Here is a 21,491-nt window from a genome sequence, read left to right as displayed (position 1 = left end):
TCTAAGACATTCTGGCAAATATCGTTGAATCTAGCCCAATGCCATTAATATGGCGCTATGAGCTCATTATCCCCACCTTCTTTCGAGTCTAAAGTCTGCGTTCCGACGGAGCTGGAGGCTCGGATTACGGCACTCCCGAGACCCCTAGTATTTACGAATGGCGTATTCGATATCCTGCATAGAGGGCATGCCAGTTATCTAGCGCAAGCCAGAGCCTTGGGCGCTAGCCTGGTAGTGGGGGTGAATTCAGATGCCTCGGTCAAGATGCTGGGTAAGGGTGATGACAGGCCAATTAATACCGAGGCTGATCGCCAGGCTTTATTGGCAGCACTGGAGAGTGTCGACTTGGTAGTGTTATTTACAGAGCAGACCCCAGTGAATCTGATTGCCAAGATTCATCCCGATATTTACGTTAAGGGCGGAGATTATGAAATTGAGTCCCTGGAGGAGACCCGCCTTGTGAAAACTTGGGGTGGCGCAGCGGTTGCGATCCCATTTTTATACGAGCGCTCCACAACAACCCTATTAGGTAAGATCCGCACCAGTTGACTTACTTGGCGGCTTTCAAGTTTTGTAAGAGCCAAGCCCAAAGCCCACGTAGCACTAAACCTTCAATAGGCTCTACTGGCATTGCTGCTAACTCTGGAAACTGTCTAATTTCATTTGCCAAAATTTTTGCATTGCCCCCATCAAGCCAAATTTGCTCAACTGGGTGATTCATCCCTTTAGCTAGGTAGGCTGCGCGTAGGATTGCTCCCATTTGCGCCGCATCACAACCACCCGTAATCGCCTCATCTGTAGTGCTGCCAAAGCTCGCTTGAGCCTCAGGCTTGTTAGTGCGAGCTGCTAATGGGAGTTGGGCTGTATTTTGTTGCAAGCTTTCTTGCATCAGACTTAAGCCTGGCAAAATCCAGCCGCCGTAATGGACGCCATTACCACCCAGCAAGTCAATGGTAGTGGCCGTCCCAGCGTTGATCACTAGCGTATTGGTACTGGAGAGGGCTCTTGCGCCAATCAGAGCGGCCCATCGATCTGCGCCCAATTTGTTGGGGTCTTGATAGAGTGTTCGTAAGCCTTGGTAGGGACTGCTGCCCGTAAATTGTTTCCACTCAAGATCTTGCCATTGCGGAAAGAGACTGCGTAGATTTTCAATAGCAGCATCGCCTGCTACGCAGCAAAAGGCAATAGCATCTGGCTTAGGTAAAGTTTTAGAAATATAGTCAGACAGCTCAGCGCGTAGTTCGGCTGACTGGAAAGATTTAGTACTGATCGACCCAGAGTATGCCCACAGTTTTTTATTGCGGTCTGCAATGTTTTGAGTAGACTCGACTGCGGCCCACTTTAGCCGGGTGTTGCCAAGATCAAATACCAAATACAGACTCATGATTGAACTCGCAAAGAAACATCGCCCGCATGAATGGCGATAGATTTGTCATGCTGATGAAGAATAAGGGCGCCAGAGTTATCCACTCCGGAAGAGACTCCAGTGACGGACTCTTTGCCGGCGCCTGATATACAAACAGACTGACCGTTAAAGGCATCCCAGTGCGACCAGGAATCTTTAAAATAGCTAAACCCATACTCTTCAAATTGGGTTAAATGACTTTCAAATGCTTCAATCAGCTTTAGCCAAATAAACTCCGTATCGGGAATCGGTGTGTGATGAGGCGGGAGTTGATCCAAAGCAGCGGCAGTAAAAGAAGTTTGATTTGCTGAGTTCTGTGCAATCAATTCTGCATTACGTAAGTTCAGGCCCAGGCCGATCACCATCCAAGTGGGTGAGCTTGGGTTGCTCTGCCCACCTTCAATGAGGATGCCACCAAGCTTGGCATTGTTCAGCAGTAAATCGTTGGGCCACTTCAGTCTAAGACCTTGCTGATGAAGAGTGGTTTCATTGATCTGTAAAGCTCCAGCAATGCCGGCAATAACTGCTAGTCCAATGACTAGACTAAGTCCGCTCAGTTCATGAGGGCGTTTATCGAATGGGTAGGCTAAGGAGAAGCACAACGTATCTCCAGGGTTGGAAAGCCAAACTCTGCCAGCTCTACCCTTACCAGAGGTCTGATCGTGGGCGATACGTGCAACGGGATCAATCAATTCACCTGCACGCCAACGAGCTAATAAATCATCATTAGTTGATTTGGTGGTGGCAACGCGTTCGAGAATGCAATTCGGGCTCATTTTTCTATTGTAGAAAGATCTAGGCTGGCTGACCTAGAATAAGGGAATGCAATACGAAGATCAGCGTCCTCGCAAGTTTGTTTGGCCTCTCCAGGCAATGCCTTTGGCTAGGGCCATTAGTTTGAGCTATGCGCTTTTAATCATCTATGTGAGCCTAAATCCCTTTGATTTCAACTTTTCCAATGGGATCCCCCCATGGGCATGGTTGGATGCCCCCTTGCCCCGCTTTATTACGCTCTTTGATGTGTCAGTCAATGTCTTGGCCTATATTCCCCTGGGATTTCTGCTGGTCTTTGCCTGCTACCCCCGTTGGCGCAATTTTGTTGCCTTAAGCGTCGCCTTGAGCTTTAGTGCGGCATTGGCTTTTAGCGTGGAGTCCTTACAAACTTGGTTGCCCACTCGCATTCCGAGCCAAATGGATTGGTGGGCCAATGTATTGGGCGGTTTGATGGGTGGCTTATTAGCCATTCCCTTGGGCCCCCAGTGGCTCTCTGGGAGCGCAATACGTCGTCGCTTTGACCAATGGTTTGGTGTGAACTGGGCTGCTTGCGCTTTATTTTTACTTTTCCCTTGGGCTCAGATCTATCCCCAAAGCTCTTGGTTGGGTACGGGGGTATGGGGTCACGCGATTTTTTCCTCCGTCGACTGGGGCACCATGGTGGTCAATCATGTCATCCAGGAATCCATTATTACGGCAGTCTGTTGGCTCGGCACCGGACTCTTGCTATCTTTGGGGATGCGTGCAAAAGCGCCTCAGTGGAAAATTCTCAATAGTCTGCTTTGCTTCACCGTTGTAGTAAAGATTGCCTTTACTGCATTGCAGTTCGGGGCAGAATTTGGTTTGTTGTGGCTCACCGCAGGGGCTATTTGGGGAATGGTGTTGGGCAGTCTATTGCTCAGATGGGCTCTCCAGTTTTCTGCACCAAGCAAAGCTTGGCTTGCAATCGCTTGTTTAGTTACTGCCACCTTAGTAATTAATCTCCTGCCAGACAACCCGTATTTCATTCTGACATTACGACATTGGTATCAAGGTCGACTATTACACTTTAATGAATTAATGCAATGGGTTTCAGTAGTATGGTTGCCACTAGCGTTATTTTGGGTACTCCGAAATAGAGCCAACTTTAATTTAAAACCTTGATTGAGATGACCTATGAGTTTTAAACATCATGTTTTTTTCTGCCTAAACCAGCGCAGTAACGGCGAAGATTGTTGTGATCGTCATAATGCTTTTGCTCTTTTTGATTATGCAAAAAAGCGTGTCAAAGAGTTGGGTTTATCTGGCCCAGGAAACATCCGCATTAATAAAGCAGGGTGTTTAGATCGTTGTGCCTATGGCCCGGTGGCGGTGATTTATCCAGAGGGTATTTGGTACACCTTTATTGATACTGAAGATGTCGAAGAAATTATCCAGTCACACTTAATACAGGGGCGCCCAGTAGAGCGTCTGCAGTTAGTTTAAAAAGATTTCAGAAAGCTTTCTCATGAATAGCCGTACCAAAATAATTCATATAGATGGTGTTGTGGGTCAAATCGAAATGTCGATTGATCTGCCAGATGAATTAAAAAATAATCCTGATTTTTTGGTGAGAGGTTTGGCTTTGGTTGCGCATCCACACCCACTAATGGGCGGAACGATGGATAACAAGGTTGCGCAAACCATGGCACGTGCTTTTAATCAACTGGGTTACCTTAGTGTGCGTCCTAATTTTCGTGGGGTAGGGACTACTGCCGGAGTTCATGATGACGGTGTTGGCGAGATGGAAGACTTACTGCACGTCACTGATTGGATGCGTACCCCTTCTAGTTGGAATCAATTTGAGGGAACTGCGCAACAGGCATGGGTACAGACTGCCAATACTTTGCCTTTAGTGGTTTCTGGATTTTCATTTGGCAGCTTTGTGGGAACCCATTTGGTACAGCGCTTGGCAGAGCTAGGGCGCCCAGCTGAGCGGCTCGTCATGGTGGGTAGTGCGGCTGGCAAATGGGTCTTAGCGCCCGTGCCTGCTGATACGATTTTGATTCATGGTGAGGTAGATGAAACCATTCCCTTGATCGATGTCTTAGATTGGGCGCGTCCCCAAGAGTTAACGGTACAAGTGGTGCCGGGTGCTGATCATTTTTTCCATCGACGTTTGCATTGCATACGCAACATCATTACTAGCGCTTGGTTGGGTATGCCCGATCACCGCAATCAATAAAGTAAACAGAAAATTTAGAGAGATAAAAGCACATGACTGAAGATAAAAAATCCCTCATCGAATATCCATCCGAGTTTCCAATCAAGGTAATGGGTAAGTCCAATCCAGAATACTTGCCCGCCATCTTGCACATTGCTCGCCAATTTGATCCTACCTTCGATGAGAGTAAGGTTGAGCAGCGACCCTCCAAAGATGGAAATTATTTAGGCATTACATTGCCAATCACTGCTACCAGCCGAGAGCAGTTAGATGAGTTGTATCGCACTTTATCTACGCATCCTTTGGTTAGCGTTGTCCTCTAAATTATCGGTATGCATTTTTTAGTAAAACATTTAGGGTTAGCTGAGTATGAGTCAACCTATCAAGCGATGCGGGATTTTACGCAGCAGCGAGATAGCAATACCCCAGATGAAATTTGGATTCTGGAGCATCCCCCGGTCTTTACTTTGGGCTTAGCGGGGGATGCGGGTAACTTACATTCCCCTAGTAATCAAATACCATTAGTGCAGGTTGATCGTGGTGGTGAAATCACGTATCACGGGCCTGGACAAATCGTGGTGTATTTACTGCTTGATCTGAGACGTTCGGGTATTTTTGTAAAAGAGCTTGTCTCCCGAATCGAGCAGGCTTTGATTGATACCTTGGCAGATTTTGGTATTCAGGCAGAAAGACATGCTGGCGCGCCTGGCATTTATATTGCGCAGGAGAGTTCAATGCAGGCGGAGTACCGAGGCGCCAAGATTGCTGCACTGGGTCTCAAGGTCTCCAAGGGATGCTCCTATCATGGGCTTGCCCTCAATGTATCTACTGATTTAGCTGCTTTTGCCCGTATTCACCCATGTGGGTATGAGGGCTTAAGGACTGTAGATATGCAAACTCTTGGGATCAAGGACAATATAGACATTATTAGCCAAACCCTTTTAGGGCATTTGCAAAAGCAACTGATTTCATCATGACCACCAATAAGCCGGAACTCGACACCACTGCCACTATTAATAGTCGCCAGGATCTCAATTACGATGCCTCCCGCAAGCAGAAATCGAGTGAGAAAACTGCACGTATTCCGATCAAGATCATTCCCTTGGAGCAAGTGCTCAAAAAGCCCGATTGGATTCGAGTAAAAGCCGCCTCTGGAAATTCCCGCTTCTCAGAGATTAAAAAGATTCTTCGAGAAAATGAATTGGTCACAGTTTGCGAAGAAGCAAGCTGCCCTAATATTGGCGAGTGCTTTGGTAAAGGCACGGCTACCTTTATGGTCATGGGCGATAAATGCACACGTCGTTGCCCATTTTGTGACGTTGGCCATGGCAGACCAGATCCATTAGATACAAAAGAGCCGGGTAATTTAGCGCGTACGATTGCTGCTCTGAAATTAAATTATGTGGTGATTACTAGTGTAGATCGCGATGATTTACGTGATGGTGGTGCAATGCATTATGTAGATTGCATTTCTCAGTCACGTGATCTCTCCCCGAACACACGTATTGAAGTTTTGGTGCCAGATTTCCGTGGCCGTTTAGACAAGGCTTTGGATATTTTTTCTGAGCACGCGCCAAAAGGCCTGCCAGATGTGATGAATCACAATCTAGAAACCGTACCGCGTTTGTATAAGCAAGCACGTCCTGGCGCAGACTATGCGCACTCCTTGAAATTATTAAAAGACTTTAAAGAGCGCTTTCCACACATTCCAACTAAGAGTGGTTTGATGGTGGGATTGGGCGAGACAGATGAAGAGATCTTGGCGGTGATGCGTGATATGCGTGAGCACAATATCGATATGCTGACAATTGGTCAGTACCTAGCGCCGTCAGGTCATCACCTCCCAGTTCAGCGTTACGTCCATCCAGATGTGTTTAAGCAATTCGAGGAAGAGGCATACGCAATGGGCTTCTCCCATGCTGCCGTGGGCGCGATGGTGCGCTCTAGCTACCATGCTGACGAACAAGCACATAGCGCAGGTGTTATCTAAACCCATGCTTCAAAAGTTTGGTGTAGTTCTAGCGCTTGTATTTTTACTTGCTGCATGTAGTCCTAAATTAGATTGGCGGACTGTGCAGTCTCCACAAGAGGCTTACAGTGCCCTCTTTCCGGGTAAGCCTGAAAAGATTGAGCGACGACTGCCATATCAAAACCAAGAAATTCCACAAACTTTAGAAGCGGTAAAGATTGATGATGATATTTATTCGGTGAGTGCGATTCGTTTTAGTAAAGATCAAGTAAGCTTGGCGCCCAATTTATTGGAGCAGTTGCAAGGAAACTTATTTAGCCGCGCAAATGTAAATCAGCAAAGTGCTGTTAGTGTTGAAGCTCTATATCGGACTGCAAATAAACAGCGCGCAGCTACTAAAGATTATTTTTTAGAATTTAAATCTTCTGGCAGGATAGAGCAGTCAATGCGGGTTCGTTGGATCACCAGAATGACGCCAGATAATGGGGCTTGGATTTATCAGGTCTCAGTTTTGCACACTGCATCAGCTCGTGTAGATGCCAAAACATTTTTCTCTGAAGAGGCGTACTCAAATTTTTTTGATGAGTTTCATCCGGAATAGTTTCTAGATGAAACTCAATACTGTTTAAGACTTTTCTAGAGCAGCTACTTTAGCTTCGAGAGCTTCCAACTTTTCTCTGGTCTTAGCTAATACTTTAGATTGCAACTCAAACTCTTCGCGAGTCACTAAGTCCATTTTCTGAAAACCTTGATTCATCATGGCGCGCACATTCTTTTCAATCTCTTGTGCTGGTGAATTGCGAATAGCATCCCCAACCTTGTTCTGCATATCACTAGCAATGCGCTGGATTTGTTCTAGGATTTCACCTGGTTTTTGCATGATGCTGACCGCCGTTCTATTGGAATTTGCTTAAAAGATACGGAATCTATTTTAAGTTGTTGGGCTAAAAACAGCCGAAACCGTCTAACAATGCTGCATATGCACCAAAATGAACGAAAATGGGGCATATCTAAGCACCAAAATTGGGCATAAGCCTTATTTAGGTGAATCGTGACAAATCTGCAAGCGTCCCAGCCGTCATGATCACTCCATGCAATAAAGCATCTATCCCTTTTTTATGACCATTAAGGAGTTTCATATGAAAACGATTCAAAAGTCAGCCATCGCTCTAGCAGCTTCTGGCTTATTCGCAACAGCAGCATTTGCGCAAACAGCTCCTGCAGCTGCACCAGAGGCCCCAGAGGTTAGCCCAATTACGGCAAACGTAACTGTTGCAAGCAGCTATGTATATCGTGGTTTGACACAAACAAACAACAAGCCAGCAATTCAAGGTGGCTTTGACTACGCACACGATAGCGGTTTCTATGTAGGAAACTGGAACTCGAATATCAGCTGGATTAGCGATGGTTACAACCAAACTCCAACAACAACAGCACCAATTGAGATGGACTTCTATGCTGGTGTTAAGAAAGAATTGATTGGCGAAGGTTTTGTTAGTGACGTAGGCGTATTGCAGTACTACTACCCAACATCCGGAATGCCGGGTATCAGTAAGACACTGGCAAATGCTGGAGCCACACGTCAGCTTTCTGGAACAACTCCAAGCACAACAGAGATTTATGCCGCTCAGAATTACACATTTGGAGCTGTGACTGGTTTTGTTAAATTTTCATATGGTCTAACCAATCTCTTCGGTATTAACAACAGCAAAGGCTCTTTATATCCTGACTTAACTACAAACTATGACACAGGATTCTATGGAGTTTCTTTGAATGCACACGTCGGTTATCAGTATGTCCCAAATGATATTCAGGGATACAAAATGAGCTATACAGACTGGAAGCTTGGCTTGACTAAAGATTTCGGAGGTGGCTTAACCGGCGCTGTTGCTTACACTGGTACTAACATTGCAAAAGCACCAGGTAGCAGCAGCTACGTATACACAACAGCGAATGGCGGTAGCGCAGGTAAGGCCACTGGCATAGTGTCCCTCACAAAAACTTTCTAATTCCTTCCTCTGAACGGAGAAACACATGAAATTAATTACCGCAATCATCAAGCCCTTCAAGCTTGACGAAGTGCGCGAAGCTCTCTCGGAAGTGGGAGTTTCGGGCATCACCGTCACTGAAGTTAAAGGCTTTGGCCGTCAAAAAGGTCACACTGAGTTGTATCGCGGTGCTGAGTATGTAGTCGACTTTTTGCCGAAAGTAAAAATTGAAGCTGCTGTTGAAGATGGCATCTTGGAGCGAGCGATTGAAGCAATTGAAAAATCTGCCCGTACTGGAAAAATTGGTGATGGCAAGATTTTTGTATCCCCAGTTGAACACGTCATTCGCATTCGTACCGGTGAAACCGGCGCGTCAGCACTTTAAAGAGAGGTTCAAAATGTTAACTTGGATGAAACGACTCCTAGCTGCAAGCGCAATGGCCTTGGCCATTGGTGCAACCAGTGTCATGGTAGCTTCGCCAGCTTTTGCTGATGAAGCAAAGCCAGTAGCCGCAGCCGCCGCAGCCGCAGTTGCTGCTGCTCCTGCATTAGTTCCGAACAAAGGTGATACAGCTTGGATATTAGTGTGTACCGCACTAGTAATCTTGATGACATTGCCTGGTTTGGCTTTGTTCTACGGCGGTTTAACACGTAGCAAGAACATTCTTTCTGTACTCGTACAGTGTATGTTTGTGTTTGCCTTGATCACCGTGTTGTGGGCTCTCTATGGATACAGCTTTGCATTTACTGAAGGCGGCGCATTCATTGGTGGACTCGATCGCTTGTTCTTGGCTGGCATTACTCCAGATTCAGTTGCCGCGACATTTAGTAAAGGCATTGTGATTCCTGAGTATGTATTTATGGCCTTCCAAGCTGCGTTTGCAACCATTACTTGCTGCTTGATCATTGGTTCATTTGCTGAGCGTGCTAAGTTTTCTGCAATCGTCTTGTTTGTCATTCTTTGGTTCACTTTCAGCTACTTACCAATCGCTCACATGGTTTGGTTCTGGCCTGGTCCTGATGACATCAAAGATGCAGCATCACTTGAAGCAATCACAGCGCGTGCTGGTTGGTTGTGGCAGAAGGGTGTTCTCGACTTTGCTGGCGGTACCGTTGTTCACATCAATGCTGCGATCGCAGGCTTGGTAGGTTCATTCGTGATTGGCAAACGTTTAGGTTATGGCAAAGAAGCGATGAAGCCACACAACCTAGTGTTCGTGATGATTGGTGCTTCACTCTTGTGGTTCGGTTGGTTTGGTTTCAATGCCGGTTCTGCTCTCGAAGCAAACGGCAGTGCAGCCTTGGCATTCGTAAACACATTATTGGCAACCGCTGCAGCAGTATTGAGCTGGTCAGTTGCTGAGTGGGTTCTTAAAGGTAAGCCTTCCATGTTGGGTGGCGCATCTGGTTGCGTAGCAGGTTTAGTTGCGATTACCCCTGCTGCTGGTTTTGTTGGCCCAATGGGTGCCCTCGTAATCGGTGCTGCTGCTGGTGTAGTTTGCTTGTGGGGTGTTACTGGTCTCAAGAAGCTTTTGGGTTCAGATGACAGCTTGGACGTATTCGGTGTGCACGGCGTTGGCGGTATCTTGGGCGCTTTGTTGACTGGCGTGTTCGCAGACCCAGCTTTAGGCGGAACAGGTATTTGGGATTATGTAGCGAATGCTGCAGCCCCTGACTACTCGATCGCTAGCCAATTGTGGATTCAGAGCCAAGGCGTGATCGTTACTCTAATTTGGTCTGGCGTGGTCTCTTATATCGCCTTCAAATTGGTTGATATCGTGGTTGGCCTGCGTGTTAAAGAAGATGAAGAGCGCGAAGGTTTGGATATCAGCTCCCACGGTGAGTCCGCTTACGAGTCTTAATCAGCTATTTTACCCCTCACTGGGCGGCTTTAGTTAGCTGCCCGGTTTTTAAGCGCGGGATCCTCGGATTCCGCGTCTTTCTTTTAAAAAATCTTACAATGGTGGAATGGTTCCACATCTCATCACTGCCCTAAGCGGCCCCCTTCTTGACCTCGAGTCGAAGGTATTAGAAGCAACTCCAACGATTGAGCGCTGGTTCAGGCTTGAGTGGCAAGAGCACACTCCGCCGTTCTATTGCTCAGTTGACTTGCGTAATGCGGGCTTTAAGCTTGCACCAGTTGATACCAACCTCTTCCCAGGTGGTTTTAACAACCTTTCACCCCAGATGTTGCCTTTAGCAGTTCAGGCAGCAATGGCGGCAATCGAGAAGATTTGCCCTGAAGCAAAAAATTTACTATTGATACCTGAGCGACACACTCGTAATACTTTCTATTTGCAGAATATTGCGCGCTTATCTTCGATCTTGCGTCAAGCCGGTCTTAATGTCCGCTTAGGTACTTTGTCTGATGAAATTAAAAAACCAACTTGGATTGATTTGCCTGATGGCAATCGTCTCTTGATGGAGCCTTTGTCTCGTTTGGGTTTGAAGAAGCAACGTCTTGGTTTAAAAGATTTCGACCCTTGCTCAATTTTGCTAAACAATGATTTATCGGCAGGCATTCCTCCGATCTTAGAAAACCTGCATGAGCAGTATCTCTTGCCAGGTCTGCATGCTGGCTGGCACGTTCGCCGTAAGTCGAAACACTTCGCTGCTTACGATGAGGTTGCTAAGAAGTTTGCCAAGGTAGTTGATATTGATCCGTGGATGATTAACCCCTACTTTGCTAGTTGCTCTGATATGAACTTCCATGAGCGCAAGGGAGAAGAAGAGTTACAGGCGGCTGTCGAGAAAGTTCTCAAGAAGACTGCTAAGAAATACCGTGAGTACGGCATTAAAGAAAAACCCTACGTTGTTGTTAAAGCGGATGCTGGTACATATGGCATGGGTGTGATGGTGGTAAATGATCCTTCACAGCTCAAAGACCTGAACCGCAAAGACCGCAATAAAATGAGTGTTGTAAAAGAAGGTCTTGAGGTAAGTGATGTTTTGATTCAAGAAGGTGTCTATACCTTTGAGAAGGTCAATGAAGCAGTTGCGGAGCCGGTGGTGTACATGATCGATCGCTATGTGATTGGTGGCTTCTATCGAGTGCATACTGACCGTGGTCCTGATGAGAATTTGAACGCTCCAGGCATGCATTTTGTACCTTTGGCATTTGAGCAAAACTCGATTCCAGACTTAGGTGCAAAGCCTGGAAGCGCACCGCCTAATCGCTTTTATATGTATGGCGTCGTCGCTCGTCTAGCCTTGCTGGCAGCCTCTCTAGAGCTAGAGCGCTCTGATCCTAATGCTGAAGCTGCTTAATTTATTCGGATACTGACATGAACCTGCTTTTCATTGCGGATCCTTTAGAGTCTTTCAAGATTAGTAAAGATTCCACCTTAGCAATGATGCGAGTTGCACAAGAAGCTGGGCATCAGCTTTGGTTTTGCGAAAGTCGCAATATCCTCTGGAGAAAAGATTTTGTCGTTGCAGACTGCCAGTTTCTCGACATCAAACCAAGCGGTACCGCATGGTTTGAATTGGGTGCTATAGAAGATCGCCCACTAAATTCCTTTAACGCAGTCATGATGCGTACTGATCCGCCATTTGATATTGAATATCTCAATACCACCTGGTTACTGTCTGCTGCGGTTCGACAGGGTGCGAGAGTATTTAATAATCCAACTGCTATTCGGGATCATTCCGAAAAGATATCTATCACCGAGTTTCCAGAACTTATTCCACCAACTTTAGTAACACGTGAACTCAGTGCGATTGAGGTGTTTCATCAAGAGCATCAAGACATTGTGATTAAGCCCTTAGATGGTATGGGTGGTATGGGTATATTTCGCGTTGGGCCAGATGCTTTAAATCTTGCCAGCATTGTTGAGACCTTAGGCGAGAATGGCACGCGTACTTTGATGGTGCAGAGATTCTTGCCAGAGATTAAGCAAGGCGATAAACGGGTGTTACTGATCGGTGGTGAGGTGGTGCCATTCTCATTAGCCCGCATTCCGCAGGGTAGTGAAATCCGAGGTAATTTAGCTGCTGGCGGTAAGGGAGTGGCAATGCCATTGACGGATGCCGAAAGAAAAGTTGCGGAGCGCTTGGCTCCCATTTTGAATGCCCGAGGCTTATTCTTGGTAGGATTAGATTTAATTGGGGCATACGTCACAGAAATTAATGTGACTAGTCCGACCTGTTTTGTAGAAATTACTGAGCAAAGTGGATTTGATGTGCCCAAATTTTGGTTAACGGCGCTTGAAAAGGTATTGGCATAAACATGATCGGAATCGTCATAGTTGCCCACACTCCAGTAGCAAGTGCGATGCTGGGTTTTGCTGAGCATGCTTTTGGTGTGGCACCTGAGAGAGTGAGGGCTGTAGACATTCCGCCCTACGAAGATATAAAAATCAGCTTCGATCGACTCTTAAAAGCGGCCTATGGAGTCAATACAGGTCAGGGCGTTTTGGTTTTGACTGATGTGATGGGTGCCACCCCAGCCAATGTGGCATCTAAGCTTGAAGCTTTGGGTCCACTTTCGGGTTTGAATGCCCCTGTCATTGTTTTAGCGGGCCTCAATTTACCTATGCTGATGCGCTGCATCTCCCATCGTGGCGAGAGCCTGGAAGAGTTGGCTCATAAAGCGCTTCAAGGTGGTCAAAATGGCATTCTGCGTCTAGGCTCTAAAACCCCGCAAGCCACTACAGAGAAATAGGATTCGCTATGCCTGTTGCTGAAATCGAAATTATTAATAAGTTGGGCTTACATGCTCGAGCATCAGCCAAGCTATCGCAGCTTGCTGCTGAGTTTCCCTGTGAAATCTTCTTATCTCGTAATGGTCGTCAAATCAATGCCAAGAGCATTATGGGTGTCATGATGCTGGCCGCTGGGATTGGAAGTACGGTCACTTTAGAAACCGTTGGTGAAAAAGAAGATGAGGCCATGCAGGCTTTAACTGCATTGATCAATGATCGATTTGGTGAGGGCGAGTAAGGATGACTTTTGCTTTGCACGGAATAGCGGTCTCCAAGGGTATTGCCATTGGCAAGGCCGTACTGATATCGCGTGCTGCATTAGAGGTTAGTCATTACTTAGTTGAAGCTGGCAAGGAAGAGGATGAGGCTCAAAAATTATTAGATGCTTTTGAGCAGGTGCGCCAGGAGTTAGCGCAATTACGTCAAGGCCTACCTAAAGACGCGCCACAAGAAATGGCCGCATTCTTAGATGTTCACGGCATGATCTTGGCTGACCCTGCCTTAACTGAGAAGCCCATTAAATTAATTCGCACTCAACGGTTAAATGCGGCTTGGGCTTTAACAACCGAGTTAAATGATCTCTTAGAGCAATTTGCAGATATTGAGGATACTTATTTAAAAGAGCGTGCTAACGATATTCGTCAGGTGGCAGAGCGCGTTATTAAGGCCTTGAATGCCCAGCAAAAAGATCCTTTAAATGATGCTGAATTTTTGCCTGCAAGCGATATCGGTGTTGAGTCGATTATTGTTGCCCACGACATTGCTCCTCATGACATGCTGCGTTTCAAGGATCACGCTTTTACGGGGTTTGTAACCGATCTTGGTGGTAAGACCTCTCATACCGCTATCGTTGCGCGCAGTATGGAAATTCCGGCAGTAGTCGGTGTACGACATGCCAGTGAAATGATTCGTCATGGTGATTGGCTGATATTAGATGGAGAGTATGGAGTTGTCGTGGTTGCGCCCGATGAACAACTTCTTGCCGAGTATCGAAAGCTACAAGCTCAAGCCTTAAAAGAGACTCGCAAGCTTAAGCAGTTAAAGCATTCCAAGACAGAAACAGCTGATCGGGTCGAGATTGAGTTATTTGCCAACATTGAATTGCCAGAAGATGCTATTCAGGCGGTGAAGTTAGGCGCCGTAGGCGTTGGCTTATTCCGCTCCGAATTTTTGTTTATGGATCGTAAGCAAGCCCTTCCTGATGAAGAGCGGCAGTATGAGGAATATCGTCGCATAGTCGATTTAATGCATGGTCTGCCCGTCAATATTAGAACCATTGACGTTGGCGCTGATAAGGCCTTAGGTGGAGGTGGCGATACCTCTCAAACTGGCACATCACCACTTGGCTTACGAGCGATTCGCTGGTCTTTGACAGAACCTGAAATCTTTTTAACTCAACTTAGAGCAATCTTGCGCGCATCGGCCCATGGTCAGGCGCGCATCATGATTCCGATGCTGGCTCACGCCAGCGAAATCGATGAAACATTTGGATTGATTGAAAAAGCTAAGCAGCAATTACATCAGCGTGGCCAGGCATTTAATCCTAATATTCAAGTTGGCGCAATGATTGAAGTCCCTGCAGCTGCCTTGATGCTGCCGCTATTTATCAATCGATTCGATTTTCTTTCTGTTGGTACTAACGACTTAATTCAGTACACCTTGGCAATTGATCGCGCAGATCATGCAGTGGCACACTTATATGATCCTTTGCATCCAGCCATTTTGAATTTGCTATTTAACATCATTGATCAAGCTAAGCGCGCTGATGTGCCTGTTGCTGTTTGCGGTGAGATGGCTGGCGATCCAGCATTTACGAAGCTATTGCTTGCACTCGGTCTGACGGATTTCTCAATGCACTTCAGTCAGTTATTGTTGGTCAAGCGTGAGATATTAAAAGCAAATGTAGGACTATTGAAGACGCGTGCCCCTAGGGTTCTGCGTGCTTATGAGCCCGAAGAGCAGGCTAAAGCATTGGAATACTTGCTCTCTTAATTTTCCCGGTGTTGGGAGCCACATACTTTACAGGCGGGATTACGAGCAATACGAATCTCATCAATCTGAGTATTCATAGCATTCCACAACAACATTCTTCCAACGAGAGGCTGACCAAAGCCAATCAACACCTGAAGAGCCTGAGCCGCTTGCATTGTGCCAATAATGCCAACGAGCGGGGAAAAGATGCCCATACTGGCGCAGCTGACTTCTTCAAACCGCTCTTCTGGAGAAAAAAGGCAGGCATAACAGGGTGAAGTTTCATTACGAAAATCAAAGACGCTGAGTTGACCATCAAATTTGAGTGCAGATCCGGAGACAAGGGGAATCTTGTGAATAAAGCAGGCTTGATTGATCAGCTGGCGGGTAGCAAAGTTATCCGTGCAATCTAAAACAAGATGCACTGCCGGCAAGAGTGTATTGAGTAAATCTTCTGAAGCCTTTTCTGCGATTGCATTAATCGTGAGGGCGGGATTTAGGCTTTGTAAAAATTGCTTTCCAGACTCCACTTTAGTCTTACCAATCGAATTCTGGGTATGCATGATTTGGCGCTGCAAATTAGTAAGCTCGACTTGGTCATGATCAACGAGTGTCATTTTTCCGACGCCAGCTGCAGCTAAGTAAGGCGCGGCAGCACTTCCCAATCCGCCGGCACCAATAATCAAGACGTGGGAGCCAAGAAGCTTTTCTTGGCCTGCAACATCAATTTCTTCTAGTAGTAAATGCCGCGAGTAGCGAAGCAGCTGCTCATCATTCATATGTATTCTTAATGCGAGAACTTACTCTAGCTTTGAGGCGGAGCGTTTTACAGGCTCGCCATTGATAAATGCGACTGCCTGAGTAAGCATGAAGTCATCTGCACTGCCGAGCTCGACTGGCTTCTTAGACTTTTCTTTTTCTTTCTCTTCTGGAGTCTTCTTCGCATTTTTTTCTTCAATGCGTTGTAGCTCTTCCAACCGACGTTTTTCCCGTTCAGAGGCTAGTTTCTCTTCTGAGGATTGCTTGTTGCGCAAATGCTTCTCGCTGTCGATCTCGCGAGTGATCAATACATCATCAGGATCACCGTCTTTATTTTGATCTACCGCGATATCAGGTTTGATGCCGTACGCTTGAATTGATTTACCACTTGGTGTGTAGTAATACGCCGTAGTGATTTTCAATGCTGAATCATTGGTTAGAGGGCGAACTGTTTGTACGGAGCCTTTACCGAAAGTCGTTTTACCAATAATGGTTGCACGTTTGTAATCTTGCAATGCGCCAGCCACAATCTCAGAGGCTGATGCTGAATAGGCATTTACCAAAACTACCATTGGTAACTTTTTATACATGGCTGGTACGCCAGCTAAAGGATCTCCAGACTCACTGAGGCGATACATCGCCGGTGTTGCGTTGAACACCTGCTTAGAGTCCGCTGTCTGACCTTTAGTAGAAACGATGACAGCATCTGCTGGCAAGAAAGCAGCAGCAACACCGACTGCGCCTTGTAATAAGCCGCCGCCATTGTTTCTGAGATCAAGAATGATGCCCTTCATTTTTGGGTCTTGATTTGCAAGCTCAGTTAATTTCTTAGCAAGATCGGGAATGGTGCGCTCTTGAAAGCTCGTCACTCTAACCCAGGCAATATTGTTATCCAAAATTTTGGCTTTAACCGATTGCACTTTAATTTCAGCGCGGGTAATGGTTACTGGAAAGCTACGCTCTTCACTCTTGCGGAAGACAGTCAAGGTAATTTTTGTACCTGGTGTACCGCGCATGGTACGTACCGCTTTATCTAGCGACATACCGCGAACCGGTTTGTCGTCTAAGCGCGTAATGAGATCGCCAGCTTGGAGTCCAGCGCGTGCTGCAGGACTATCTTCAATTGGGTTGAGCACTTTAACAACGCCATCTTCTGAAGTGATCTCAATTCCAAGACCAGCAAACTTGCCGCTGGTCTGTTCTTGCATTTCAGAGAAGTCTTTTTTATCCAGATAGGTGGAGTGCGGATCAAGACTGCTCACCATTCCCTTGACTGCATCGGTTAGCAGCTGCTTATCTTCAATTGGCTCAACATACTCACGCTTGATTTGAGCGAAGACATTCGATAATGTACGCAGTTCATCCAAAGGGAGCGTCGCACCCTGCTGGGCGGTAGCTGATAGTTGGATGGTGGCTGCAACCCCGGCGATGAGGCCGACAGAGACTAGGGCAAAGTTCTTGAAAAATACGCGCATATTTCAGTTTTACCTTAATTCAAATAAAAATGCTGAATAGGTTTGAGATTGTCATCGAGCTCGTAAACCAGCGGGACGCCATTAGGAACATTGATTTCCATGATGTCTTCATCAGAAACCTGGTCGAGATACTTAATTAAAGAGCGAATGCTATTACCGTGCGCAACGAGCAATACCCGCTTACCGGCTTTAAGTGCGGGGGCGATCGATTCATTCCAGAGGGGTAATACACGCTCCACATTGTCTTTAAGGCACTCTCCCAGGGGAATGTCAGAATCACTCAGTTTTGCATAACGTGGATCATTTTGCGGATTACGCTCATCATCTTTTTCTAGGAGCGGTGGCCGTATATCGTAGGAGCGACGCCAAATATGAACTTGGGCATCTCCATATTGTTGGGCAGTTTCAGCTTTATTTAGACCTGTGAGGGCGCCATAGTGGCGCTCGTTCAGTCTCCAGCTATGGACCACTGGCAACCACATGAGGTCCATGGCGTCCTGAACGTGCCACAGAGTACGAATGGCTCTTCTGAGCACTGAGGTGTAGGCCACATCAAACTCATAGCCAGCTTTACGGAGATTTTCACCTGCAGCAAGGGCCTGTTCAGTACCCTTAGGGGTTAAGTCAACGTCCGCCCATCCAGTAAATCGGTTTTCAAGGTTCCAGGCGGATTCGCCATGACGAATAAGGACAAGTTGTTTCATAGAGCCATTCTATAATCCGGTGATGATCTTTCTCACACAAATTGATAATTTAGCGCTGATTGCCCTCCTGCTGGTTACGGGCGCAGCGCTCTTCTTCCCTACATTATCTACGCTTATTAGCGGAAAAGGCTTATCGCCTACAGAAGCGACTATTTGGATCAATCGTCGTAAGGCAGCCGTTTTGGACTTACGTCCAGCATCCGATTTTAAGATTGGCCATCTACCAGGATCAAAGCATATTTTGGCTGAGCAAATTCCATCTGGAATAGATAAGCTCAAGCTAGATCGTAACAACCCCATTATTTTGGTCTGTGAGTCTGGTGCGAATGCTCGCAAGCTTGTCCCAGAGCTTAATAAGCTGGGGTTCCAAGAGGTTGCAGCCCTAGATGGCGGCGTTCAAGGCTGGCAAGCCGCAGCCTTGCCATTAGTTAAATAATTCAGCGAGTCTTAAATATGCCACCAGTCACGATGTACAGCACTCAAGTTTGCCCTTATTGCGTTATGGCTGAAAAGCTTCTGCACAAGAAGGGCGTTGCCAGTCTAGAGAAGATTCTGATTGACCGAGATCCTGCGCAGCGCGAGATCATGATGACCCGTACTGGTCGTCGTACAGTGCCACAAATTTACATTGGTGAGACTCATGTTGGCGGTTATGACGACCTAGTTGCTTTAGATCGCGCAGGCCAACTTGATCCACTGCTAGCTTAAATTTACTCAGAAAGTTTCCATGACTGAACAAACTACTTCCGCTCCAGATGCAGCCGATACTTCAAAAGAGCCGGGTTTTCGTATTCAAAGGATCTATCTCAAAGATTTATCCCTAGAGCAACCGCATGCACCACAAATCTTATTGGTTGCAGCTGAGCCTCAAGTTGAGGTTGAGATTGATGTTGCAGTCACCCGCCTTGGCGATGAAATCTTTGAGGTTGCCTTGATTGCAACAGTAACTGCCAAAGTAGAGGGCAAAGTGCTCTTCTTGGTTGAGGCAAAACAAGCGGGTATTTTTGAATTTAATAATATCCCTGCAGAGCAAATTGACCCAATGCTAGGCATTGCTTGCCCAACCATTTTGTATCCTTATCTGCGCTCAAACATTGCTGACACTATTAGTCGTGCTGGTTTCCAGCCAATTCATTTGAATGAGATTAATTTCCACGGTATGTACGAGCATCGCCTGATGCAGGCTGCGCAAGCGACTGCAACGGAAAGTAGCTCAGCCGATGAAAGCAAAATCGTTCTTCCTCACTAAGCTGACTTTTAAAGCCCACAGATCATGAAAGTGACGCTGCTTGGAGCTGGTTCATGGGGCACGGCTATGGCAGCGCAAGCTGCACGTTATCTTCAGCCGGGCGACGTTAGTCTTTGGTCTCGAAGCATTGAACAAATTGAAGGTATGCAGCAGTCAGGTGCGAACACAGCCTTTTTACCTGGTGTTGCCTTACCTAAGGGACTGCAATTAGAAGTGAGTTTTGAGCGGGCTATTGATCGCCTGTCTGAAAATGATCTTTTGGTAATTGCTACCCCGATGTCGGGTTTATCAGAAACAGTAGCGCAGGTATTGCGCCTTGCAAAGCACCCACTCAATATTGTTTGGTTATGCAAGGGCTTAGAGCCCAGCACTGCCTTATTGCCGCACCAAGTAGTGGAACGCGAAGATCAAGTACATAGCCATGGCATACGCCATTCTTACGGCGCTCTATCAGGACCTAGTTTTGCGCAAGAAGTTGCTAATGGTATGCCTTGCGCATTAACCATCGCTAGTAAATCTAATACCTTGTGTGACATTGTTCAGAGCGCTTTCCACCACGGCAATATGCGTATTTATGCCAGCGATGATTTAGTTGGTGTGGAATTAGGTGGCGCTATTAAAAACGTTTTAGCGATTGCGGCTGGTATTGGTGATGGCTTGGATCTGGGCTTAAATGCACGCGCTGCAGTATTAACGCGTGGCCTTGCAGAAATGATGCGTTTAGTAAAAGCGGCTGGTGGCAGACCAGAGACCTGTATGGGCTTAACTGGCGCAGGCGATTTGATCTTGACGGCTACTGGCGATCTCTCTCGTAATCGTCGTGTTGGCCTAGCGCTTGCAGCAGGACAATCTTTACCTGAAATTTTGGACAACTTAGGACATGTTGCTGAGGGCGTCTTGTGTGCCTCTGCTGTCGGCAATCTCGCTACGCGTTTGGGTGTCGAGATGCCAATTACCGCCATGATGGGCGAGGTCTTGTCTGGAAAACTTTCACCCCATGAAGCAGTAAAAAAACTGATGGGGCGTGATCCCAAGCTCGAAGTTTAAGTTCTTAGCTTCCACCCAGCAATCCGTTTTGGCGCCAAGCTTCATAAACTACTATCGCCACGGTATTCGAGAGATTTAAGCTGCGACTGCTATCTTGCATCGCTAAGCGCATTTGGTTGGGGCTTGGAATTGAGCTTCTGACTTCTTCGGTGATGCCTTTGGTTTCTGAACCAAAAACAAAATAATCTTCGGGCAAATATTTGCCATCATGAAACTTGCCAGATCCTTTGGTGGTCAAGGCAAAAAGACGCTTAGGCTGAGGCTGCTCATCAACCAAAAATTGCGCCCAGTTTGGATGAACTTTTACTTTGGCGAACTCGTGATAGTCCAGGCCAGCCCTGCGCAGTTTGGCATCTTCCATAGGGAAGCCGAGCGGCTCGATGAGATGTAACTTTGCGCCCGTGTTTGCACATAGGCGAATGATGTTACCCGTGTTGGGTGGAATTTCTGGTTCGAATAAAACGATATTAAACATGTGCTGAGCTTTATGTTAACTACTTAAGACTGGGTACAGCGTTCGCAGAAGAACCCAATTAGTAACATGTGATGCCCCATTGTCCTTCAATACGCGAGCAATTTCATTTAAGGTTGCACCACTAGTCATGACATCGTCAAACACAATGACTCTAGAGGATTCTAGTTGCCCTTGAAATTGAGGGTTGATATAGAACATATCTTGAATAGCAATTTGACGATTAGCGCGATTCTCTTTGGCCTGATGCTGGGTATGGTGATGGCGTTTTAAGATGTGTGGGTTTTTATGGATGTGTTTGTCACAATCAATCCGCCTGGCTAATTCCCAGCTTTGATTAAAGCCGCGAGAACACAATTTTTCTGGACTCAGTGGTACCGGTAGTAGATAGTCTGCTTGTAAATTTTTTAAGCTATGAGTCATCAGTTGATTCCATGCTGATACCAAACCATGTGCGCAAGCAAGACGCCGCTGATATTTCAACAGATGCAGGGCAGACTGCAATCTACCTTCGTAGCGATCGAGACAGTGAGTTTCATCAAAGTAGGGTGGGTTAGTAATGCACTCTCGGCAGCGTTTTTCTGTCAGCTCACCAGCTTCAAGAGTAAGGCCACATTGATGACAGCATTCGTAATTGGATAGCTGATCTGATTCTAGTTGGATGGAGCAATCAAGGCAGAGGGTGTGTCGCTGAAATGCTCCGCAAACAATACATGCGCTTGGTAGCAGGTGAGAAAAAATCGCTTGGAAAATATTCTCTATTGGACGCATGGGTCGCTGAGTATACTGAGCC

The 21,491-nt window shown here is 46.6% G+C and carries 28 protein-coding genes; 20 read left to right on the top strand and 8 right to left on the bottom strand.

Annotation, left to right across the window (positions count from 1 at the left end; translation table 11 throughout):
* Nucleotides 1-57 precede the first annotated feature (57 nt).
* Nucleotides 58-549, top strand: a complete 492-nt coding sequence (gene rfaE2, locus C2747_RS09885) for a D-glycero-beta-D-manno-heptose 1-phosphate adenylyltransferase (protein WP_215331628.1) — start codon at nucleotides 58-60, stop codon at nucleotides 547-549.
* Between the two features lies 1 nt (nucleotide 550).
* Here rfaE2 and C2747_RS09880 read toward each other — a convergent pair whose 3' ends face one another.
* On the bottom strand, nucleotides 551-1,384 hold the full coding sequence (locus C2747_RS09880) for a type III pantothenate kinase (protein ID WP_215331627.1): 834 nt from the start codon (nucleotides 1,382-1,384) through the stop codon (nucleotides 551-553).
* Complete coding sequence (locus C2747_RS09875; protein WP_215331626.1) at nucleotides 1,381-2,181, bottom strand: biotin--[acetyl-CoA-carboxylase] ligase; 801 nt, start codon at nucleotides 2,179-2,181, stop codon at nucleotides 1,381-1,383. Before C2747_RS09875 ends, C2747_RS09880 begins: the two co-directional genes overlap by 4 nt.
* 46 nt (nucleotides 2,182-2,227) lie before the next feature.
* Here C2747_RS09875 and C2747_RS09870 point away from each other — a divergent pair, with 46 nt between their 5' ends.
* From C2747_RS09870 to C2747_RS09840, 7 genes are read left to right on the top strand one after another with little or no spacing between them, the layout of a single operon-like run.
* Entirely contained in the window at nucleotides 2,228-3,322 is a 1,095-nt protein-coding gene (locus tag C2747_RS09870) for a VanZ family protein (protein WP_215331625.1), read from the top strand.
* Nucleotides 3,323-3,334: 12 nt separating this feature from the next.
* The gene (locus C2747_RS09865; protein WP_215331624.1) at nucleotides 3,335-3,643 is read left to right on the top strand and encodes a (2Fe-2S) ferredoxin domain-containing protein; all 309 of its coding nucleotides are present in this window, start codon (nucleotides 3,335-3,337) and stop codon (nucleotides 3,641-3,643) included.
* Between the two features lie 22 nt (nucleotides 3,644-3,665).
* A complete protein-coding gene (locus C2747_RS09860) occupies nucleotides 3,666-4,382 on the top strand; it encodes an alpha/beta hydrolase (protein WP_215331623.1) in 717 nt (238 codons plus the stop codon).
* Between the two features lie 32 nt (nucleotides 4,383-4,414).
* The gene (locus tag C2747_RS09855; protein WP_046330922.1) at nucleotides 4,415-4,684 is read left to right on the top strand and encodes a YbeD family protein; all 270 of its coding nucleotides are present in this window, start codon (nucleotides 4,415-4,417) and stop codon (nucleotides 4,682-4,684) included.
* A 9-nt stretch (nucleotides 4,685-4,693) separates the two neighbouring features.
* Complete coding sequence (gene lipB, locus C2747_RS09850) at nucleotides 4,694-5,338, top strand: lipoyl(octanoyl) transferase LipB (RefSeq protein ID WP_215331622.1); 645 nt, start codon at nucleotides 4,694-4,696, stop codon at nucleotides 5,336-5,338.
* Nucleotides 5,335-6,351, top strand: coding sequence for a lipoyl synthase (gene lipA, locus C2747_RS09845; protein WP_216863441.1), 1,017 nt, complete (start codon nucleotides 5,335-5,337; stop codon nucleotides 6,349-6,351). The genes lipB and lipA overlap by 4 nt, the downstream gene beginning before the upstream one ends.
* Nucleotides 6,314-6,931 carry a hypothetical protein gene (locus tag C2747_RS09840; RefSeq protein ID WP_251374756.1) on the top strand — a complete coding sequence of 206 codons (618 nt, stop codon included), beginning with the start codon at nucleotides 6,314-6,316 and terminating at the stop codon, nucleotides 6,929-6,931. The genes lipA and C2747_RS09840 overlap by 38 nt, the downstream gene beginning before the upstream one ends.
* A gap of 24 nt (nucleotides 6,932-6,955) precedes the next feature.
* On the opposite strand, the gene C2747_RS09835 is transcribed toward C2747_RS09840, so the two are convergent.
* Entirely contained in the window at nucleotides 6,956-7,210 is a 255-nt protein-coding gene (locus C2747_RS09835; RefSeq protein ID WP_215325890.1) for an accessory factor UbiK family protein, read from the bottom strand.
* Between the two features lie 259 nt (nucleotides 7,211-7,469).
* On the opposite strand from C2747_RS09835, the gene C2747_RS09830 reads away from it, so the two are divergent.
* The 8 genes from C2747_RS09830 (at nucleotide 7,470) to ptsP (ending at nucleotide 15,013) form a co-directional block, all read left to right on the top strand.
* A complete protein-coding gene (locus tag C2747_RS09830) occupies nucleotides 7,470-8,339 on the top strand; it encodes a TorF family putative porin (RefSeq protein WP_215331621.1) in 870 nt (289 codons plus the stop codon).
* 25 nt (nucleotides 8,340-8,364) lie between these two features.
* A complete protein-coding gene (locus C2747_RS09825) occupies nucleotides 8,365-8,703 on the top strand; it encodes a P-II family nitrogen regulator (protein WP_011903792.1) in 339 nt (112 codons plus the stop codon).
* Between the two features lie 13 nt (nucleotides 8,704-8,716).
* Complete coding sequence (locus C2747_RS09820; protein WP_215331620.1) at nucleotides 8,717-10,180, top strand: ammonium transporter; 1,464 nt, start codon at nucleotides 8,717-8,719, stop codon at nucleotides 10,178-10,180.
* A gap of 106 nt (nucleotides 10,181-10,286) precedes the next feature.
* Complete coding sequence (gshA, locus tag C2747_RS09815) at nucleotides 10,287-11,585, top strand: glutamate--cysteine ligase (RefSeq protein WP_215331619.1); 1,299 nt, start codon at nucleotides 10,287-10,289, stop codon at nucleotides 11,583-11,585.
* 17 nt (nucleotides 11,586-11,602) lie between these two features.
* Nucleotides 11,603-12,544 (top strand): glutathione synthase, encoded by a 942-nt coding sequence (gene gshB / locus C2747_RS09810; RefSeq protein ID WP_215331618.1) that lies wholly within the window; start codon nucleotides 11,603-11,605, stop codon nucleotides 12,542-12,544.
* 2 nt (nucleotides 12,545-12,546) lie between these two features.
* Nucleotides 12,547-12,981 (top strand): PTS sugar transporter subunit IIA, encoded by a 435-nt coding sequence (locus C2747_RS09805; protein ID WP_215331617.1) that lies wholly within the window; start codon nucleotides 12,547-12,549, stop codon nucleotides 12,979-12,981.
* A gap of 8 nt (nucleotides 12,982-12,989) precedes the next feature.
* On the top strand, nucleotides 12,990-13,259 hold the full coding sequence (locus C2747_RS09800) for an HPr family phosphocarrier protein (RefSeq protein WP_015422104.1): 270 nt from the start codon (nucleotides 12,990-12,992) through the stop codon (nucleotides 13,257-13,259).
* Between the two features lie 2 nt (nucleotides 13,260-13,261).
* A complete protein-coding gene (ptsP, locus tag C2747_RS09795; protein ID WP_215331616.1) occupies nucleotides 13,262-15,013 on the top strand; it encodes a phosphoenolpyruvate--protein phosphotransferase in 1,752 nt (583 codons plus the stop codon).
* Here the strand turns inward: ptsP and C2747_RS09790 are convergent.
* From C2747_RS09790 to gpmA, 3 genes are read right to left on the bottom strand one after another with little or no spacing between them, the layout of a single operon-like run.
* Nucleotides 15,010-15,771 (bottom strand): HesA/MoeB/ThiF family protein, encoded by a 762-nt coding sequence (locus tag C2747_RS09790; RefSeq protein ID WP_215331615.1) that lies wholly within the window; start codon nucleotides 15,769-15,771, stop codon nucleotides 15,010-15,012. The two genes, ptsP and C2747_RS09790, sit on opposite strands and share 4 nt — an antisense overlap.
* A gap of 21 nt (nucleotides 15,772-15,792) precedes the next feature.
* On the bottom strand, nucleotides 15,793-17,226 hold the full coding sequence (locus tag C2747_RS09785) for a S41 family peptidase (protein ID WP_215331614.1): 1,434 nt from the start codon (nucleotides 17,224-17,226) through the stop codon (nucleotides 15,793-15,795).
* A 14-nt stretch (nucleotides 17,227-17,240) separates the two neighbouring features.
* Nucleotides 17,241-17,930 carry a 2,3-diphosphoglycerate-dependent phosphoglycerate mutase gene (gpmA, locus tag C2747_RS09780; RefSeq protein ID WP_215331613.1) on the bottom strand — a complete coding sequence of 230 codons (690 nt, stop codon included), beginning with the start codon at nucleotides 17,928-17,930 and terminating at the stop codon, nucleotides 17,241-17,243.
* Nucleotides 17,931-17,952: 22 nt separating this feature from the next.
* On the opposite strand from gpmA, the gene C2747_RS09775 reads away from it, so the two are divergent.
* Genes C2747_RS09775 through C2747_RS09760 form a run of 4 tightly spaced genes read left to right on the top strand, consistent with a single transcriptional unit; the run spans nucleotide 17,953 to nucleotide 20,226 of the window.
* Nucleotides 17,953-18,366: a rhodanese-like domain-containing protein gene (locus C2747_RS09775; protein WP_215331612.1), complete on the top strand. Its 414-nt coding sequence runs from the start codon at nucleotides 17,953-17,955 to the stop codon at nucleotides 18,364-18,366.
* A gap of 17 nt (nucleotides 18,367-18,383) precedes the next feature.
* On the top strand, nucleotides 18,384-18,638 hold the full coding sequence (gene grxC, locus C2747_RS09770; protein WP_215305455.1) for a glutaredoxin 3: 255 nt from the start codon (nucleotides 18,384-18,386) through the stop codon (nucleotides 18,636-18,638).
* A 19-nt stretch (nucleotides 18,639-18,657) separates the two neighbouring features.
* Nucleotides 18,658-19,179: a protein-export chaperone SecB gene (secB, locus tag C2747_RS09765; protein WP_215331611.1), complete on the top strand. Its 522-nt coding sequence runs from the start codon at nucleotides 18,658-18,660 to the stop codon at nucleotides 19,177-19,179.
* 24 nt (nucleotides 19,180-19,203) lie between these two features.
* A complete protein-coding gene (locus C2747_RS09760; protein WP_215331610.1) occupies nucleotides 19,204-20,226 on the top strand; it encodes an NAD(P)H-dependent glycerol-3-phosphate dehydrogenase in 1,023 nt (340 codons plus the stop codon).
* Between the two features lie 4 nt (nucleotides 20,227-20,230).
* On the opposite strand, the gene trmL is transcribed toward C2747_RS09760, so the two are convergent.
* Nucleotides 20,231-20,701, bottom strand: a complete 471-nt coding sequence (trmL, locus tag C2747_RS09755) for a tRNA (uridine(34)/cytosine(34)/5-carboxymethylaminomethyluridine(34)-2'-O)-methyltransferase TrmL (RefSeq protein WP_215331609.1) — start codon at nucleotides 20,699-20,701, stop codon at nucleotides 20,231-20,233.
* 15 nt (nucleotides 20,702-20,716) lie between these two features.
* Entirely contained in the window at nucleotides 20,717-21,469 is a 753-nt protein-coding gene (locus C2747_RS09750; protein WP_215331608.1) for a ComF family protein, read from the bottom strand.
* Between the last annotated feature and the right edge of the window lie 22 nt (nucleotides 21,470-21,491).

The sequence above is a fragment of the Polynucleobacter corsicus genome, assembly GCF_018688255.1.
Classification (GTDB): Bacteria; Pseudomonadota; Gammaproteobacteria; order Burkholderiales; family Burkholderiaceae; genus Polynucleobacter; species Polynucleobacter corsicus.
Note: the sequence above shows the minus strand (reverse complement) of the source record. Positions and strands in the feature narration are given on the sequence as shown.

Bases quoted from the DNA above. Each gene is read 5' to 3' on its own strand.
- gpmA (WP_215331613.1), bottom strand. From the start codon at position 17,930: ATGAAACAACTTGTCCTTATTCGTCATGGCGAATCCGCCTGGAACCTT.
- C2747_RS09870 (WP_215331625.1), top strand. From the start codon at position 2,228: ATGCAATACGAAGATCAGCGTCCTCGCAAGTTTGTTTGGCCTCTCCAG.
- gshB (WP_215331618.1), top strand. From the start codon at position 11,603: ATGAACCTGCTTTTCATTGCGGATCCTTTAGAGTCTTTCAAGATTAGT.
- C2747_RS09840 (WP_251374756.1), top strand. From the start codon at position 6,314: ATGCTGACGAACAAGCACATAGCGCAGGTGTTATCTAAACCCATGCTT.
- C2747_RS09855 (WP_046330922.1), top strand. From the start codon at position 4,415: ATGACTGAAGATAAAAAATCCCTCATCGAATATCCATCCGAGTTTCCA.
- C2747_RS09875 (WP_215331626.1), bottom strand. From the start codon at position 2,181: ATGAGCCCGAATTGCATTCTCGAACGCGTTGCCACCACCAAATCAACT.
- C2747_RS09880 (WP_215331627.1), bottom strand. From the start codon at position 1,384: ATGAGTCTGTATTTGGTATTTGATCTTGGCAACACCCGGCTAAAGTGG.
- gshA (WP_215331619.1), top strand. From the start codon at position 10,287: ATGGTTCCACATCTCATCACTGCCCTAAGCGGCCCCCTTCTTGACCTC.
- C2747_RS09825 (WP_011903792.1), top strand. From the start codon at position 8,365: ATGAAATTAATTACCGCAATCATCAAGCCCTTCAAGCTTGACGAAGTG.
- grxC (WP_215305455.1), top strand. From the start codon at position 18,384: ATGCCACCAGTCACGATGTACAGCACTCAAGTTTGCCCTTATTGCGTT.
- C2747_RS09775 (WP_215331612.1), top strand. From the start codon at position 17,953: ATGATCTTTCTCACACAAATTGATAATTTAGCGCTGATTGCCCTCCTG.
- C2747_RS09760 (WP_215331610.1), top strand. From the start codon at position 19,204: ATGAAAGTGACGCTGCTTGGAGCTGGTTCATGGGGCACGGCTATGGCA.
- lipA (WP_216863441.1), top strand. From the start codon at position 5,335: ATGACCACCAATAAGCCGGAACTCGACACCACTGCCACTATTAATAGT.
- C2747_RS09860 (WP_215331623.1), top strand. From the start codon at position 3,666: ATGAATAGCCGTACCAAAATAATTCATATAGATGGTGTTGTGGGTCAA.
- lipB (WP_215331622.1), top strand. From the start codon at position 4,694: ATGCATTTTTTAGTAAAACATTTAGGGTTAGCTGAGTATGAGTCAACC.
- C2747_RS09805 (WP_215331617.1), top strand. From the start codon at position 12,547: ATGATCGGAATCGTCATAGTTGCCCACACTCCAGTAGCAAGTGCGATG.
- C2747_RS09750 (WP_215331608.1), bottom strand. From the start codon at position 21,469: ATGCGTCCAATAGAGAATATTTTCCAAGCGATTTTTTCTCACCTGCTA.
- ptsP (WP_215331616.1), top strand. From the start codon at position 13,262: ATGACTTTTGCTTTGCACGGAATAGCGGTCTCCAAGGGTATTGCCATT.
- secB (WP_215331611.1), top strand. From the start codon at position 18,658: ATGACTGAACAAACTACTTCCGCTCCAGATGCAGCCGATACTTCAAAA.
- C2747_RS09785 (WP_215331614.1), bottom strand. From the start codon at position 17,226: ATGCGCGTATTTTTCAAGAACTTTGCCCTAGTCTCTGTCGGCCTCATC.
- C2747_RS09790 (WP_215331615.1), bottom strand. From the start codon at position 15,771: ATGAATGATGAGCAGCTGCTTCGCTACTCGCGGCATTTACTACTAGAA.
- C2747_RS09830 (WP_215331621.1), top strand. From the start codon at position 7,470: ATGAAAACGATTCAAAAGTCAGCCATCGCTCTAGCAGCTTCTGGCTTA.
- C2747_RS09835 (WP_215325890.1), bottom strand. From the start codon at position 7,210: ATGCAAAAACCAGGTGAAATCCTAGAACAAATCCAGCGCATTGCTAGT.
- C2747_RS09865 (WP_215331624.1), top strand. From the start codon at position 3,335: ATGAGTTTTAAACATCATGTTTTTTTCTGCCTAAACCAGCGCAGTAAC.
- rfaE2 (WP_215331628.1), top strand. From the start codon at position 58: ATGAGCTCATTATCCCCACCTTCTTTCGAGTCTAAAGTCTGCGTTCCG.
- trmL (WP_215331609.1), bottom strand. From the start codon at position 20,701: ATGTTTAATATCGTTTTATTCGAACCAGAAATTCCACCCAACACGGGT.
- C2747_RS09820 (WP_215331620.1), top strand. From the start codon at position 8,717: ATGTTAACTTGGATGAAACGACTCCTAGCTGCAAGCGCAATGGCCTTG.
- C2747_RS09800 (WP_015422104.1), top strand. From the start codon at position 12,990: ATGCCTGTTGCTGAAATCGAAATTATTAATAAGTTGGGCTTACATGCT.